Origin of the sequence: Glutamicibacter nicotianae, assembly GCF_002797775.1 — a bacterium.
Classification (GTDB): domain Bacteria; phylum Actinomycetota; class Actinomycetes; order Actinomycetales; family Micrococcaceae; genus Glutamicibacter; species Glutamicibacter nicotianae.
Map to the genome: position 1 here is coordinate 419,113 of NZ_PGEY01000001.1, position 15,782 is coordinate 434,894.

The following is a 15,782-nucleotide window of genomic DNA, read 5'->3' on the forward strand; positions in this document are numbered from 1 at the left end:
TTTGCACTCCTCCGCACGCGGCATCTGCTGCTCAGCTGGTGGTCTTGCCCCGGTAGATCCGCGCGGCCAGCGCCCAAGCCAGGAGCGTGATGCCCGCCAGCCACGCCAGTGCTGCCCACAGCTCGGAGCCCACGGGGTCCTGCGATAGCAAGGCGCGCAGGGAATCGGCTATCGCCGTGATCGGCTGGTGCTGCGCGAACCCGGCCACCGGGCCGGGCATGGCCGCGGTGGGAACGAACGCCGAGGAAATGAAGGGCAGGAAGATCAGCGGGTAGCTGAAGGCGCTGGCACCATCCACCGATTTCGCGCCCAATCCGGCCAGCACGGCGATCCAGGTCAGGCACAGGGTCACCAGGCACAGCAGCCCGAACACCGCGAACCACGAGGCAACGGGGGTCGAGGAGCGGAAGCCCATGGTAACGGCCACCCCCAGCACCAGCGCCAGGGAGAGGAAGTTGGCCGCCAGTGACGTGGCCACATGGCTCCAGAGCACGCTGGAACGGGAGATCGGCATGGCGCGCAGACGCTGGACCAGGCCGTCTCGCAGATCCAGGAACAGCCGGTAGGAGGTGTACGCGACCCCGGAGGCGATGGTGATGACCAGGATGCCCGGCAGCAAGTAGTTGATGTACGGACCGGGGGCGCCGGTGCCGAGGGCACCGCCGAAGACATAGGTGAACAACAGCATCATGGCTACCGGAGTGATTGCGGTGGTGATGATCGTGTCGGGGCTGCGCATCACGTGGCGCATCGAGCGGCCCGTGAGGATCCGGGTTTCACGCAGTGCTGCGATGCTCATGGCTGGCTCCCATCGGTTCGCTGGTTGCTGCCGACCAGTTCCAGGAAGATCTCCTCGAGGCTCGGCCGCTTGGTGACCGGCTCGGTGATGGCCGGCGGCAGCAGGGCCTGCAGCTCGGCCAGCGTGCCCTGCTGGATGATGGTGCCCTCGTGGAGGATGGCGATGTGATCGGCCAGGTGTTCCGCTTCATCCAAATACTGCGTGGTGAGCAGGATTGCGGTTCCGGACTCGGCCAAGCCGCGGATCAGCTGCCAGGCCTCGCGGCGCGATTGGGGATCCAGTCCCGTGGTCGGCTCGTCGAGCAGGAGCACTGGCGGGTCGCCGGCCAGACCCATGGCGATATCCAGGCGCCGGCGCATCCCGCCGGAGTAGGTGCCGGGGGCGGTCGGCCGCGTCCGAGAGACTGAATCGCTCCAGCAGTCCGCTGGCGATCGCTGGCGGATCGGGCAGCCGCAGCAGCCGGGCGACCAGCAGCAGGTTCTCGCGTCCGGTCAAGACCTCATCCACGGCGGCGAACTGGCCGGTCAGGCCCAGGGACCTGCGGACCTGGGCGGGATTCTCGCAGGTTGCCGTTTCGCAGATCCGGGCAGTGCCCGCATCGGCGGGCAGCAGGGTGTCCAGGATCCGCACGAGTGTCGTCTTGCCGGCGCCATTGGAGCCGAGCAAGGCGAAGATGCTGCCAGGCTGCACGGCGAAGTCCAGTGAGCGCAGCACCGGCAGGTTCTTGAACGACTTGGCCAAGCCGATGACCTCGATGGCCGGTTCGGGGGCCAGCGCGGTGTTCATGTCATTGCTCCTTCGTCTCGTTTTCCGCTTCGGAAATGGCCTGTGCCAGACGGGCGCGCTCCTTGTCGGTCCAGCGCTTGCCGCCGTAGGCCTGGGCGAAGTCGTCGGCGAACTCCGCCGGATCTTCGCCCAGCAGTTCGCGCAGCGAGGTGCCGTTGGCGGCCGCCCCTTCGAAGAGGTCTGCCAAATCCGAGTACATCGAGATCATCGTCTCGGCGTCGGTAATTCCGCTCTGGTTCATCAGGTAGCGCTGCAATCCCGCAGCGGCCTTCGCATAGGGCTGCGGCAGCTCCTTGAGGCGCGCCAGGCTCTGCTTGTACTGCTTTTTCTGTTCCAGCGATCCAGTGAAGGTTTCAATCCATTTGGCGACCATGATCAGTGCCCTTTCTTCGGAGTTGTTGGGTGGGGAAGGCTGTCGATGCGGGAAACGAGCAGGTTCCAGGTGCTCCAAAAATCGTCGAGCTGCTGCCTGCCTCGGGGGTTGAGGGTGAAGACCTTGCGTGGAGGTCCTTTTTCGGAGGGGACTTTCTCCGCCGAAACCAGGCCCTTTTGCTCGATGCGCACCAGCAGTGCGTAGATGGTCCCCTCGGCCAGATCGGTGAAGCCGCGTTCGCGCAGTTCCGTGGTGATCTCGTATCCGTAGGCCGGGCGTTCGGCCAGGATCGCCAAGACGATCCCCTCCAAGGTGCCTTTGAGCATCTCAGTCATCTGCGAGGCCATGCTGCACCCCTCTCTACTTAGCATCATTGAGTACAACTAGATAGTAGAACTAGGTAGTGGTATTTAGCAACACTTGGTACCGGAGGATTTCAGGGATTTTTTGGAACTCCGGAGAAGTGGGGGGGGATGACCAGTGGCAAGATAACGAGGCACCAATCCGGTATGCTCCTTGAAGCTGATCCGGAACTGGACCCGATGGGAAGGGCCCCCATGAAAGATGCGAAATGGCACTGGGGGCTGGTTGATGCCGAGCGTGCAAAGCTGGCAGAAATGCTGGGCGACTTGGCGCCCGAGCAGTGGACTGCCCCGTCGCTGTGCGAGAACTGGCAGGTGCATGACGTTGCAGCGCATCTGGCGGCGGCCGGATCCACTACCACCGTCCACTGGCTGGCGAGCATGGCCCGCTCCGGATTCAATACCGGCCGGCACAATGAACGGCTGTTGCGCAAGCAGCTTGGGATCGGCACTTGGCAAACACTGGAGAACTTCAATCGTTCCGCGGCCAAACGCATTGCCCCGCTGAACTTGGTGACCGGTTTGCTGGGCGAAGTGGTGGTGCATGGGCAAGACATCGCCAAGGCGCTGGATGCGCCGCTGTTCCCGGATCCCCAGGCGCTGCGCGTTGTGGCAGAATTCTTCGCCTCCAGGGATTTCGCGGTCAACAGCAGCACCCTGGTCAAGGGGTTGCGGATATCGGCAGCCGATGATGATTTCAGCAGCGGGGCGGGACCCGAGGTGCGTGGCGTATTGCTCGATCTTCTCCTCGCCATGGCCGGCAGGAAACAGGTGCTCCCGCGGCTTGAGGGCTCAGGGGTTGAAGAACTCGACCGCAGGATCGCAGCGCAAGCGCCGACATAGGCAACTGGCAGCCAGCGGTGGGGAGTGCGGGCAGCTTGATGCACGGCAATGCCCCGGCGGTGGACATTGTCCGCCGCCGGGGCATGGTGCGCATGAGGGGTTGGCGGGATTAGTTGACTCCGAAGCCTCCGGTCCAAGCGATCTTCTCGCCGGCTGCCAGGGAGATCTGCATGAAGCCGATGCCTTCCAGCTCGCGGGCGCGCTTGCTGGCGCCAGCGTCGATGGCGCGCAGGCCGCCGGCCGTGACCAAATCGGCCAGCTGGGACTTGGCATCCTCGTCATCACCGGCAATCAGCACGGTGGTCGGGGTGGTTCCGATCTTGCCTTCAGCGATGGTGGAGGCGAAGTTGGTGTTGAAGGCCTTAACGACTCGGGATGAAGGCAGGGCCTTGCTGATTTCTGCGGTGGCCGAGCTGTCTGCCGGGACAGTCAGGGAATCGAAGGTCTCGAAGTTCAGCGGGTTGGTGATGTCCACGATGATCTTGCCCTCCAGCTGTTCGCCGCGCTCGGCGATGATGGCTTCGATGGCCGGGTATGGGACGGCAAGAACAATGATGTCGCCGGAGGCGGCGGTGGCCGAATCGCCGAGCCGAGCAGCTGGATGGTGGCCCCTGCCTTGCTGAAGACTGACGAGATGGCCTGGCCCATGTTGCCCTTGCCGATGATGCTGACGTTGACCATGATGACTACTTGGAATTGTTTGTTGAAGCTTTAACTAAATACTAGGAGCATTTGATTGAAACGTCAAGTAATTTTCCCAAGGAAATTTCACCAATAGCCGCCGCACTGCCTCCAATACTGTGGATTGCGGCGTTGACTAGGCCATTGAACTGCAGTGCCGCCGCACCCGATCTGGGCACGACGGCACTGGGGAAAGTAAAGGTCAGGACACCGGGGCGGCCACGGTGGCCAACGGGTTCTCCAGATCCCCGGCATAGAGCAGGCCGCCGGACTGGTCGGCCAGATCGAGCATCTGCTGGTTGTTGCGCAACTGCAAGCGGTTCAGGCAAGAGAGCGGGAAACTCTGTGCAAAGAGCCCCAGCTCGTCGAAGCGGTCAGCGAATTGCGGGTGCTGCCCACGGTAATCAAGCAGCCGATCCACCACGGTCTTCCAGAATTCAGCTTCCGACAGCAGGCCTTCGGCATCCAGCAGCGGGGCGAGGAAGCGGAAGAACGAATCGAAGACATCCGTGAAGACCGACAAGACCGGGTCTCCTCCGGTACGCACCCGGCGGATCTCCTCCGGCAGTTCCACCCGATCCGACAGCACCGCAATCTCTTCGCCCAAATCCTTGAGCAGCACCTTCTTCACGACACCGTTTTCCAGCACCATGATCACGTTCTCGCCATGCGGCATGAACACCAGATCATAGGCTGCCAGGCAATGCACCAGCGGAATCAGGTAGGCATCCAGATAGCGGCTCAGCCACTCGGCCGGAGCCAGTCCGCTGCGGCGGACGAGGGCGCCGGCAAAGGATCGGCCGGATGCATCGACGTGCAGCAAGCTGGCCATCGTGGCCAACTTCTCATCCGGGCCGAGCAAGCTGATCGGGGACTCGCGCCACAGCGCGGCAAGCATCTTGCGCTGCGGATCGCTCTTGGCCGTGGCCGCTTCGAACTGCGGGTTGCGGTAGCCTACGGCCGCGATTTCACGCAGCAGGGCGACCGGCTGGGTCGAGAGCACCGGATCCTTTGCAAACAGCTCGCCCAGCCACTGGTTGATGGCCGGAGTCACCTTCATGTACTCGGCACTCAGGCCGCGCATGAAGCCCATGTTCAAGATCGACATTGCCGTCTTGACGTAGTGGCGGCGTGGGTTGGACAGGTTGAAGAAGGTGCGGATCGACTGCTGGGCCTGGTATTCGTCGGCGCCGCTGCCCAGCCAGATCAATTGCTTGCGGGCAATGTCGTTGGCGAACGTGATCGACAGGCGGTTCTCCCACTGCCAAGGATGTACCGGAATGAACAGGTAGTCTTCGGCTGCCAAGCCCGTGCCGAACAGTGCGGCCTCCAAAACGGCATCCAGTCGTTGGCGTTCGGCGGGATACAGTTCGCTAGCCAGCAGGCCTTCGTAGTCCAGCGAATCGATGGCATCGAATTGCGCCCGGGACTTGTGGGCCGCCGCCCAGCCAAGGTGCAGTGCGGCCCCGGTTTCGGGGGCGTACTTCAGGTAGTCGGTGCGTCCGATGCCCATGCGTCCATTGTTGGCAACGAAGCACGGATGCCCCTCGGTCATCGAGGATTCGATGAGCTGGAATGATTGTGCGGCGCTGCCATTGAATTCGGCCAGCTGCGCTGAATCATGGGTTGCATGGACCTGTTTGTAGCAGTGGCTGCTCAACGTGGAGGAGAGCTCCTCCAGATAGGTGGGAAGCTGCGCTGGGGAGAGCGTGAGTTCCTCGGCGAAGAGCGTGATGAATTCGATGGCATCCGCGTCTGCCGGCTGCCAACTGCCGTCAACGAAAACGTGGTGTTCCACAGACTTCGGTGAAACCATCCAGTGGTTCAGCTGGTAGCGCTGGGCGCTGAAGCTGTAGCGGTGCGCGTCCTTCTGGACTGAATATCGGCTGTCGCCATGCTCGGCAGGTTCCAGCAGGCGCTCATGCGAAAATTCGCCCAAGGCCTTGGCCAGAACATGGCGATTGGCGATATCCCAACGCACGGGGGAGAGGAACGAGGATTCCAAGCGGCGGCCGGTTGCGTTCTCGAAATCCTGGCGGGTGCAAATGGACAGCAGAGCCTGCTTGATCGAGCCGTCTGCCTCGGGAAGCTCCACTGGCCGTACCGGTCGGAAGCCGACGCGGGCATTCAGCGCATGGATGGCTTTGTTGCGCACATCTGGCTCCACGATGATTCGTTCAGTTCCAGGCAGGGCGAACGCCTGGACCATGGCTGCGGCCAGCGCCTCCAGCGTGAACCCGGGCTGGGGGGTCGCTGCCTCCGGCGCCAGGAAATGCAATCCGCGATCGCCACGTACATAGTTGTACGCGTCGGCCAGTGGGGATGCGGCTGGGTCGTAGAGCTCGACCAGGAATTTCTCGTCTCCCGAAGCGTCGATACCGAGGAGCACTTCGTATCCGGGGGTAGAGAGCAAGGTGCGGTATTCCGCTTCGATCTCCTTTTCGGTCGCATTGGGCATGCCCCAGAACGATGCGTGTTCGGTGGCAATCCACGAATGAAGCAGCGCCGAATCGTCGGGCAGTGAAACGGGGCGGAAGGTGTAGCTGGTCATCGGTAAATCCTTAGGATCGTGCACTGGCATTGGAGGAAGTGGGCAGGCCGCTGAGTTCAGCGGCGCCGAATCGCTGGAAGGCGATCCGTTGCTCTACCGGGTAGACCTCGCGTCCAGCCAGGCGGTTGATGATGACCGAATTGCGGTAGGCGCCCATGCCGAGGTCCGGGGCGGTGAAGCCGTGGGTGTGCAATTCGGCGTTCTGCACGAAGATGTCCTGATCCAGCCCGATGGAATACTCGCGGTCGACATTGAATCGGCCGTCGGGGAGGTAGTCGATGCGCTGGCTGATGCCTTCCAGGAAGTCCGGCGCGCTGGCACGGTAGCCGGTTGCCATGACCAGGTTGTCGGCAAGGAACTCCAAGTCTTCTCCGGTGCGTTCATGGTGCAGGCGGACCGCCAGGTAATCCGGGTCGGCGTCGATGCTCGTGGCAGCGCAACCGGTGCGCAGGTGCACATTCGGGGCTCCATTGACGCTTCGCTGGTAGAGCTCTTCATGGATTTCGTTGATCAGATCCGCATTGATGCCCTTGTAGAGCCCCTTTTGCTCAGCTGAAAGCACATCCCGCTGGTCCATGGGCAGGGAGTGGAAGTGGTCGATGTACTCCGGAGACGTCATTTCCAAGGTGAGCTTGGTGTATTCCAGCGGGAAATAGCGTTCCGAACGGGTTGCCCACACCAGATGGTCCTCGGCTGGCAAGCTGCGCAGCAGATCCAGGAAGACTTCTGCGGCACTCTGGCCGCTGCCCAGCACAGCTGTTACCTGCGGAGATGAACCTGGTGCCCGGGGCGAAAGGATACGTTCGCGGTGGAACGCGTAGTCGCTGGAGTGCAGCACCTTGCCGCTGGCTTGCGCTTCCGGTGTGATGACAGGCGGCAGATAAGGCTGGGTTCCGGTGCCGAGCACCAATTTGTCTGCGGTGAAGCGGGTCAGTCCCGCGGCGGTGAGCACCGACAGCTGGTAGGTCCCATCGCGGTAGTCGGCTTCGAGCACCCGGTGCCCGAAACGAACGCTGCGGATATTTTCCGCCGCCCATGCCAGATAGTTGGAGTACTCCTCGCGCAAGGCGTAGAAGTCTTCGCGGATATAGAACGGGTAGAGTCGATGTTTTTCCTTGAGGTAGTTCAAGAATGAGTGCTTGCTGGTCGGATCCGCCATGGTCACCAGGTCCGCCATGAAAGGAACCTGGAGGTGGGTTCCGGGAAGCATCATGCCGGGGTGCCAGATAAATTCCTCTCCGGCTTCCAGCACGGCGACATCCAGATCGGCCAGGCCATCGGTCAAAGCGGCAAAGCCCAGGTTGAATGGGCCAGCCCCAATGGCGATGACATCAAAATGTTCGGCAGGTTGAATCATTTCTTCTCTCCAAGAGTGCGTTCGGCCAGGATGCCCGAACCGATGCGGCAGATGGCGTCGAGGATCTCGCTGATATCGGTCAAGGTCGTATTCGGATTGAGCAGCGTGAGTTTCAACAGGCGCTTGCCCTTGACCGTGGTGGCGGCGATCATTGCTTCGCCGCTGGCGTAGAGGCGCTGGCGGATCTCGTTGGCCAGGGCATTGTGCTCGGCCAGGTCCAAGGGGTGCTGCGGATCTTCAAAGGAGAAGACTAGCGTGCTCAGCTGCACATCGGCTGCCATATGCAACTGGGCGCGCATGGCCACTTCCTGCTGCGCGTCCTCGGCCAACGCAATGACCTGGTCGAACATGTCGCCCAGGCGTTGAGCACCCAAGGAGCGCAAGGTGACCCACAGCTTGAGCGCATCGAAGCGCCGCGTGGTCTGCAGCGACTTCGCCACCTGGTTAGGGGTGGAGTCCGCCTCCGCGCGCGGGTTCAGATACTCGGCATAGTGTGCGATGGATTCCATGGAATCCGCAGAGCGGACCACCAAGGCGCTGGAACCGATGGGCTGGAAGAAGGACTTGTGGTAATCGACGGTGACCGAGTCGGCTTGTTCAATTCCGTCCAACCGGTGGCGGTGGGAACTGGAGACGAGCAGACCGCAACCGTATGCGGCGTCGACGTGGAACCATGCACCGACTTCCGTGGCGATGGCGCGCAGCTGGGGCAGCGGATCGATGGCACCGAAGTCGGTATTCCCGCTGGTGGCGGAGATGGCCATGGGCACCAGCCCGGCGGCACGGTCTGCATCAAGTTGCGCGCGCAAGGCCTGTACGTCCATGCGGTGCTGGGCGTCGGTGGGGATGGCCACGGCTGCGTCGTAGCCCAGGCCCAGGAGCATCGCGGCGTTGCGAATCGAGAAGTGCGCGTCCTCCGAGCAGTAGATCCGCAGGTTGGCCAGCCGTTCAGGCAAAGTTCCACGCAGCTTCGCGGTCGCGGTGTTCCGCGCGATGAGCATGGCCTGGAGGTTGGATTGCGTTCCGCCAGAGGTGAAGATTCCATCGGCCTGCCCGGCGTCGAAGCCGATCAGTTCGGCGGTGAATTCGATGAGCTTGCGTTCGATCAGTGTGGCTCCGGCGCTCTGGTCGAAAGTGTCCATCGAGGTGTTGATGCTCGTGACGAAGTTTTCGGCGGCGACTGCAGGGATCACGACGGGGCAGTTCAAGTGCGCAGCATACTTCGGGTCGTGGAAGTAGACCGCGTCGTTGAAGTACAACTCGTTCAACTCGGTGAACGAGTCCTGGGTCGAACCCAAGGGGCGATGCAGATCGACCAGGTCGATGCGTGCTTTCAGCTGCTGCGGGGTCGGTCCGGTTGTCGGCGCGTTGACCGATGCCAATCGGTTGGCCACACGTGAGATGGCATCACGTGATTCGTTTTCGTAGACGTGGACGGTGTTTGCGCAGAGCAGCGCATCGTCGTAGATCGGCAGCGGCAGATCAGGTATTTGCAGGGTAGGCAGTGAGGCACCCAAGAGCATGCTCCTCAAATAGAGACAATCAATAGTTGGTCAGGCTCACCTAACAAGAATCTATTAACAACACACTTCAATTAGTTAATGCAAGCCGAGTAATTCGATGGATTCTCCCAGGGAAAAATTTCTCAATTTTCGCATCAGTGGCACGTAGTTGTGGTAAGTTGCCCTCCGACCTGCATGTTGATGTTTCAATAATTAGCTCTTTCAATAGCGAAGCGGAGTAATCGACTCGACTTGTAGCGTTCAAGAAGTATCGCTAATCGTTTGATTGTGTTTTCATCGCGAGCATGTATGATCAAACAGTTGGAGCAAGGGAGGGCAGGTGACTACGGTAAGCCCACGGAAAGCCGAGCGATCCCAACGTCTGCTCCTCGGGGCGAATGCCACTGACGCGGCAGGACGCTCGCTATCGGATATCACGATTGACCTGTTGTTCGTTGGCGCCCTCGGGGCAACCGCCATGCAAATGGGCATGCTCAATGCGCTTGGTTCCCTGGCCTTCGTGCTCGCAAGCATTCCCGCGGGCCATATGGTCGACAAGTATTCCGCGTTCCGTGTGCTGCGCATCGGTCTCGGGGCCAAGCTGTTCCTGCTGGGGTGCTTGGCGGTGCTGTCATCCGCAGACGCGCTATCGATCCCGATGGGAATGCTGCTGTGCGCATTGCTTGGCATCTGCAACGTCTTTTCCGAAACGTCGCAAACCACTGCCGTCCCGCAACTCATCGAAGATGATCCCGAGAACCGATCAGCGGGCATTAGCAAGCTGATCGCCTCGCTGAGCGCGGCGGACCAATCCATGACAGTGGTTGTCCCGGGGCTTGCGGGAACCGGCTTCGCGCTGTGGGGAGCGCCGCCGCTGCTGGGCATCTCGGCGGCACTGGGCCTGCTGGCCTTGCTGATGGCGCTGCGTGTGCATTCCCATCACCCATCGCAAGGCCCTGGTGGCACGCTCAAGCCGTCGGCCGAACAGAGCGGCATGCTCGCCGGCCTCAGATATCTTCTCCGGCATCGGCTGCTCTTAGCGATCACGGTTGCCGTGATGTTCTCCAACTTGGGGTTGGCCATCGGCTCGTCGGTGGAGGCGATCTTCATCATCAACGAGCTCGGCTTTGGCGAATTCGGGTACGGCATCTTCGTCTCGATTGGCGGCATCGGCGGGCTGATCGGCGCAGCAGTCGCAGGAAAGCTGGCTGGGAAGTTTCCGCCGGCAACGCTATTGGTCTGCACCGGTTCACTGCAGGCGGCATTGACTGGCTGCGTACTGGCCGCAGCCTACGCACCAGAACTGTGGTCCATGGTGCTGCTGGGCACGTTCTCGTTGGGCTGGGGAATCATCGTGCTGCTCTTCAACATTGCTGCCTCCTCATGGGTCGTGCAGATCGTTCCCGAGCACCTGCTGGGACGAGTCCTCAGTGCACGACGGCTATTCACCTTTGGAGTGGTTCCCGTCGGCGGTTTGGCTGGCGGCGCAGTGGCCAGCGCATGGGGAATTGCCGCCGGACTGCTTGGCTGGGTTGTTGCCGCGGCCCTCTCGGTTATCAGCTATCTGGCGATGCGCGACCCGGCAACCCGTTAGGCTGGACAGCGTAAGCACCACGAACTAAAGGCAACTGCGCACGTGAAACTCGTTATCGACGCTCGATACACCCGCATCACCCACCACGACGGCATCAGCCGGTACACCGCTGGGTTGATCGAAGCCGCCAGCAAAGTTACCGACGTCACGATGCTGGTCAACGACACCAGGCAACTGGGTATGCTTCCAGATGTCCCGTATTTGAAGATTTCCGGACCCACCAGTGTGTTCGAACCGTTCGTGGCCTTGCAGGTCAATAAGCTCAACCCTGATGTCGTGTTTTCGCCCATGCAAACCATGGGGACCGTGGGGCGAAAATATCCCGTGATCCTGACCCTGCATGATTTGATCTACTACTCGCATCCGCACGCGCCGAAATTCCTGCCCCTGCCGATCCGTGCCGGGTGGTTCCTGTTCCACCAGGTCTACTGGCCGCAAAGAATGCTGCTGAATCGTGCCGACGCGGTAGCTACCGTCTCCAACACCACCGCCAAGCTGATGCGCAAGCATCGATTGACCAAGAAGCATATTGGCTTGGTGTCCAACGCACCGACGGGAAACTTTGCACGCCGGGACCAGGCGAAGCGGCCAAGGAAGACCCTGATCTATATGGGCTCTTTCATGGAATACAAGAATGCCGAGACGCTCATCCGAGGTATGGCGCATCTGCCCGACTATGAGCTGCATCTGCTCAGCGGGATCAGCGAACAGCGTCATGCCGAATTAACCAAGCTCATTCCTTCAGGCGCCACTGTGGTATTCCACCGGGGAGTCAGCGATGAGGAATACGAACGGTTGCTCAGCGAGTGCACGGCTTTGGTCACCCTTTCGCGCGAAGAAGGCTACGGCCTGCCACTGGTTGAAGCCATGAGCATGGGAACTCCGGTGATTGCCACCGACATGCCGATCTTCCGGGAAGTCGCAGAAGACGCCGCGCTGTATGCGTCGGCAGATGATGCGCAGGGGTTCGCGGACCAAGTACGCACCCTGGATGAGCCCGGAGCCTGGAAAGAATATTCGCAACGGGCTGTGGAACGAGCCGCCCACTACTCATGGGAGCAGTCGGCGCAGCAGCTGCTGGAGTTGGCCAGGTATGCGGCAGATCACAGAAAGTAATTTGCTTCGCAGTGGCGGTTGAGCACCTTGTCGCACGCGAATAATGGCGGAAAATCGGGGAAGGGAACGTGTGCTCCGCATGAGGAGCTGCCGATTTGAAAACCGGACTTGGCCAGTGCTAAAGTATTACTCGTTGCATTCCTCCATAGCTCAATTGGCAGAGCATTCGACTGTTAATCGAAGGGTTACTGGTTCAAGTCCAGTTGGAGGAGCCAAGAAAACCTCCCAGTTGCACCAGCAACTGGGAGGTTTTGCTTTACCCGAAAACAGTGGTGCCGGTGCGCAAAATTGAAGTGAAAACCCGGCAACGCCTGAATCTCCTATAACCACAGGTGATTAGACGATAGACTTTCGAATCGTTACCAGTTACACCCACAGCATGAGATAAAGCAGTGGGTTTTACGCCTGAAGACTGAGTCGTATGCGGCAACCGGGGTGTTAGCGTTTGTTGTACCGGTTGCTGAGCGATCGAGAATATGGAGAAACCATGTCTGAAGCTGAATCGACGCAAGCTGACGAAAGCCTTAAGTCGAGTGTCAAGAGTGCTAAGGCGCAGGTTGATGGACTCAAGGAGCTTGTTCCACAACAGCTCTCGGACGAGATCAAGCTTGCGACCACCGTGCTCAAGGGCAAGGGAATCAGCATTGGCATGGCCGCGGCGCTTGCAGGCGCCGCACTGCTCGTAGTGCTGCTCTTCGTCATTGCCGTAGTAGTAACCCTGGTCAACGTGTTGGCTCTTTGGCTGCCAGGTTGGGCCGCCGCATTGATAGTTGCAGGTTTCTTCTTGCTGATTGCCGCCATCTTGGGATTGGTCGGATATTCAAAGGTCAAGAAGGCACTGCCGCTGAAGCCGGAAGCAGCTATTCGCGGACTCCGCCACGATTTTGGCGTGCTCAAGGATGGCAGCGCCTTCGATGTCAGCACTCTTGACGAGCCGCTGAAGAAGAAGTCGGCTGAGGATGATGAGTCCGCAGACAAGAAGAAGGAACCGAAGCCGCCGGCACCGAGCGCCGATGAGCTGGTCCTTCGCACCAAGCGTCGCCGCCGCCAGATCCAGGCACTGCGTGACAACCTGGGCGAAAGCGTGCAGGCTCCGCTGGCCAAGATCGACAAGGTGCGTTCCTTCACCCACGGTGCTGGAGAAAAGTTTGCCGGGGCAGCGGCCAAGGCCAAGGGATTTGTCCGCCCTTCCTCGTCTTCGTCTTCCGAAGACCAATCGGAGGCTGACAGAGCCGGCTCGCACCGCGCTGAACAGGCACGTCCATATATCGTGATGGCAGGTTCCGGGCTGGCACTGGTCGCTGTTATCCGGGCATTGTTCAAGCGCTCCTAGGTCTTTCGCCGACGGGGCCGTGCATCGGCCTAGTACGCGTGCACCTGCCCCGTCATTTGAAAACTTAGGCTAGAAAGGCACTGACATGGTTTGGATCGCTATCGCAGCGGCACTATGCAGTGCCTTTTGCCTTGCCTTTGGCGCGCACTTCCAATCGCAGGCAGTACGCAACGCAGTCGGCGGGCTGGATCTGACGCTTAAGAATGTCGGCAAGCTGGCCAGCAATAAACGCTGGATGAGCGGTTTGGGCCTCATGGCCCTGGGCATGGCCTTGAACGTCTTCGCCCTGGCCAGCGCACCGCTGACAGTGGTACAGCCGATCGGCGCCATTGCACTGGTGATCACCGCTATGGTCAATGCCAAGGAAACCGACCTGACGATGAACCGTCCCACCGTGCTGGCGATCATCAGCTGCATGGTTGGTTCGGTTGGGTTCGTGCTGCTGGCAGTCACGGCCACCAGCGGCAACCAGGAAGTGACTGAAACCGAAGCCCACCTGATTGAAATGATCCTGGCGGTAGTCGTCGCCATCGTGGGATTGGCCACCATCTTCTTCCACAAGAAGCTTGGCGCGTTCTTCTTCATCCTCGGCGCCGGTGTGCTTTTCGGATTCGTTGCCGTGCTGGTGCGAACCATTGCCATCGCCGTATTGAATATCGGCGACAGCAGCTTTTTCCAACTGCCGTGGCTGGCTGGACTATCGGTGGCAGTCGCCGGGTTGCTCGGCTCGTACTTTGTGCAAAAGGCCTACTCAAAAGGGCCTCCAGACCTCGTCATCGCAGGGTTGACCGTGATCGATCCGATCATTGGCATTGCCATAGGAATCAGCATCCTCGGAGAGCTGCGTCCCGATGTCCCAGTACTGGTCACCGTGCTGATGCTGGTGGCTGCCGGTTTGGCTATCGTGGGCGTGACCGCGCTGTCCAGGCACCACCCCGACGTGATCGAACGCCGGAACAAGACCGAAGGCGAAAAATCCATGCCTGATTCCAAATAGACTGAAGCTGCAAATTTCTCTATCAAAAACTACAACGCGTGTGAACGCCGAAGGATGCCCGTGGCCAAGGAAAAACCGCTGACCATCGTCATTGCTGCTGACACTTATCCGCCAGACGTTAACGGAGCAGCGATGTTTTGCTACCGGTTGGCTACGGCGATGCATGCGCGAGGCCACCGGGTGCACGTGTTGGCAGCCCGTGGCGACAAGGGAAAGACCTATACGGAAATCCGCGATGAGGCTATTGTCCATCGCTTGGAATCGCACTCGGTACCGACCCATGAATACTTCCGCATCGTGTTCCCGTGGGAAGTCAATAAGCAGATCAGCAAGCTGCTCTCGGATATCAAGCCCGACGTGGTCCACGCCCAGAGCCACTACATGATTGGCCAGCGCACCATCGCATGGGCGCGGAAGAACAACGTTCGCTCCATCGCGACGAACCACTTCATGCCGGAAAACCTGGACCCATTCCTGCCGTTCCCGCAATGGTTCAAGCGAATTGTCGCGCACAATTCGTGGAAAGACATGGGGAAGATCTTTGGCCGTGCGGATACCGTCACGACCCCCACTCCGCTGGCCGCCAAGGCCATGCGCGAACGGGCCAAACTGAATCACGTGCTCCCGCTGTCCAATGGCATTGAGATCGGCAACTACGAGCTGGCGGACGGGGAAGAAATCATCCGCAATGAGTTCCCTACGATCTTGTTCGTGGGCCGCCTCGCGGTGGAGAAGAACATCAACGAACTGATCGAGGCTTTGCCTCTGATGAGCAAGGTGCCTGACGCCATCATCGAGATCGTCGGAGGCGGAGAGCAGCGCGCTCATCTGGAGAAGATCGCAGATGATTTGCAGATCCGAGACCGCGTCCGTTTCCTGGGGCACGTCAGTGACGAGCAATTGCGCCAGGCCTACCTGCGTTGCGACGTATTCTGCCAGCCAGGCACCGCCGAGCTACAGTCATTGGTGACCCTTGAGGCGCTTTCGGCGTCCAAGCCAGTGGTCCTGGCCAACGCGATGGCGCTGCCGCATCTGGTGGATGAAGGCGTCAATGGCTATATGTTCACGCCGGGTGATCGGCAGGATCTGGCCAACAAGCTGGACCAGGTTCTGGCCTTGGACGAGCAGCGCCGCGCCAAGATGGGTGAAGCTGGGCACGAAAAGGTGAAGAACCACGCGCAGGAAAAGACGATGAACTCCTTCGAAGCCCTCTACCGGGGCCAAGAAGTGACCACCCACTAGCCGGAATGTCATCATTGGGTGCGCCAAATCGGTGTTTCGGCTAGTGATGCCCTAGAATATTTCGAGTGTGGTTGCACCGCTTCGGCGATGAACCCATGTGGGGAGTTAGCTCAGTTGGTTAGAGCAGGGGACTCATAATCCCTTGGTCGTCGGTTCAAGTCCGTCACTCCCTACCAAGGCAGATCGTCCAGCAGCTATTGAAAAATGAGTTGCTGGACGATTTTCTTGTTCCCGGTTCCGCTCCAG

13 protein-coding genes, 2 tRNA genes and 2 pseudogenes are annotated in these 15,782 nt (G+C 60.2%); 8 read left to right on the forward strand and 9 right to left on the reverse strand.

Translation table 11 applies throughout. The annotated features are described in order from the left end of the window. Positions 1-31: 31 nt before the first annotated feature. From ATK23_RS01875 to ATK23_RS01890, 4 genes and pseudogenes are all read right to left on the reverse strand, one after another. Positions 32-799, reverse strand: a complete 768-nt coding sequence (locus ATK23_RS01875; protein ID WP_066139406.1) for an ABC transporter permease — start codon at positions 797-799, stop codon at positions 32-34. After that, positions 796-1,585 (reverse strand): annotated as a pseudogene (locus tag ATK23_RS01880) (ABC transporter ATP-binding protein). The gene ATK23_RS01875 and the pseudogene ATK23_RS01880 overlap by 4 nt, the downstream one beginning before the upstream one ends. Position 1,586: 1 nt before the next feature. After that, the gene (locus tag ATK23_RS01885) at positions 1,587-1,958 is read right to left on the reverse strand and encodes a DUF1048 domain-containing protein (protein WP_066139403.1); all 372 of its coding nucleotides are present in this window, start codon (positions 1,956-1,958) and stop codon (positions 1,587-1,589) included. A 2-nt stretch (positions 1,959-1,960) separates the two neighbouring features. Continuing rightward, positions 1,961-2,305 carry a PadR family transcriptional regulator gene (locus ATK23_RS01890; protein ID WP_066139400.1) on the reverse strand — a complete coding sequence of 115 codons (345 nt, stop codon included), beginning with the start codon at positions 2,303-2,305 and terminating at the stop codon, positions 1,961-1,963. Positions 2,306-2,515: 210 nt separating this feature from the next. Between ATK23_RS01890 and ATK23_RS01895 the strand changes: the two genes are divergently transcribed. Next, positions 2,516-3,163, forward strand: coding sequence for a maleylpyruvate isomerase family mycothiol-dependent enzyme (locus tag ATK23_RS01895; RefSeq protein ID WP_157801622.1), 648 nt, complete (start codon positions 2,516-2,518; stop codon positions 3,161-3,163). A 109-nt stretch (positions 3,164-3,272) separates the two neighbouring features. Here ATK23_RS01895 and ATK23_RS16700 read toward each other — a convergent pair whose 3' ends face one another. The 5 genes and pseudogenes from ATK23_RS16700 to ATK23_RS01915 all read right to left on the reverse strand — a co-directional run bounded on the left by ATK23_RS16700 (position 3,273) and on the right by ATK23_RS01915 (position 9,275). After that, positions 3,273-3,638: an NADPH-dependent F420 reductase gene (locus ATK23_RS16700; protein ID WP_322787526.1), complete on the reverse strand. Its 366-nt coding sequence runs from the start codon at positions 3,636-3,638 to the stop codon at positions 3,273-3,275. A gap of 42 nt (positions 3,639-3,680) precedes the next feature. Further along, positions 3,681-3,860, reverse strand: a pseudogene (locus ATK23_RS16705) (hypothetical protein); the annotation flags it as partial. Positions 3,861-4,046: 186 nt separating this feature from the next. Then, on the reverse strand, positions 4,047-6,395 hold the full coding sequence (locus ATK23_RS01905) for a GNAT family N-acetyltransferase (RefSeq protein ID WP_066139394.1): 2,349 nt from the start codon (positions 6,393-6,395) through the stop codon (positions 4,047-4,049). Between the two features lie 10 nt (positions 6,396-6,405). Then, a complete protein-coding gene (locus tag ATK23_RS01910) occupies positions 6,406-7,752 on the reverse strand; it encodes a lysine N(6)-hydroxylase/L-ornithine N(5)-oxygenase family protein (protein ID WP_066139391.1) in 1,347 nt (448 codons plus the stop codon). Continuing rightward, positions 7,749-9,275, reverse strand: coding sequence for a pyridoxal phosphate-dependent decarboxylase family protein (locus ATK23_RS01915; protein ID WP_083515491.1), 1,527 nt, complete (start codon positions 9,273-9,275; stop codon positions 7,749-7,751). Before ATK23_RS01915 ends, ATK23_RS01910 begins: the two co-directional genes overlap by 4 nt. 319 nt (positions 9,276-9,594) lie before the next feature. Between ATK23_RS01915 and ATK23_RS01920 the strand changes: the two genes are divergently transcribed. The 7 genes from ATK23_RS01920 (at position 9,595) to ATK23_RS01950 (ending at position 15,712) form a co-directional block, all read left to right on the forward strand. Next, positions 9,595-10,848, forward strand: a complete 1,254-nt coding sequence (locus ATK23_RS01920; RefSeq protein WP_083515490.1) for an MFS transporter — start codon at positions 9,595-9,597, stop codon at positions 10,846-10,848. Between the two features lie 42 nt (positions 10,849-10,890). Continuing rightward, a complete protein-coding gene (locus ATK23_RS01925; RefSeq protein WP_066139385.1) occupies positions 10,891-11,964 on the forward strand; it encodes a glycosyltransferase family 4 protein in 1,074 nt (357 codons plus the stop codon). A gap of 139 nt (positions 11,965-12,103) precedes the next feature. After that, positions 12,104-12,179, forward strand: a tRNA-Asn gene (locus ATK23_RS01930). 272 nt (positions 12,180-12,451) lie between these two features. Then, positions 12,452-13,297, forward strand: a complete 846-nt coding sequence (locus ATK23_RS01935; protein WP_052253506.1) for a phage holin family protein — start codon at positions 12,452-12,454, stop codon at positions 13,295-13,297. 85 nt (positions 13,298-13,382) lie between these two features. Beyond that, positions 13,383-14,294 (forward strand): DMT family transporter, encoded by a 912-nt coding sequence (locus ATK23_RS01940; RefSeq protein ID WP_066139382.1) that lies wholly within the window; start codon positions 13,383-13,385, stop codon positions 14,292-14,294. A gap of 54 nt (positions 14,295-14,348) precedes the next feature. Continuing rightward, the gene (locus tag ATK23_RS01945) at positions 14,349-15,536 is read left to right on the forward strand and encodes a glycosyltransferase (protein ID WP_066139379.1); all 1,188 of its coding nucleotides are present in this window, start codon (positions 14,349-14,351) and stop codon (positions 15,534-15,536) included. Between the two features lie 99 nt (positions 15,537-15,635). Then, positions 15,636-15,712 (forward strand) — tRNA-Ile (locus ATK23_RS01950). Positions 15,713-15,782: the final 70 nt, after the last annotated feature.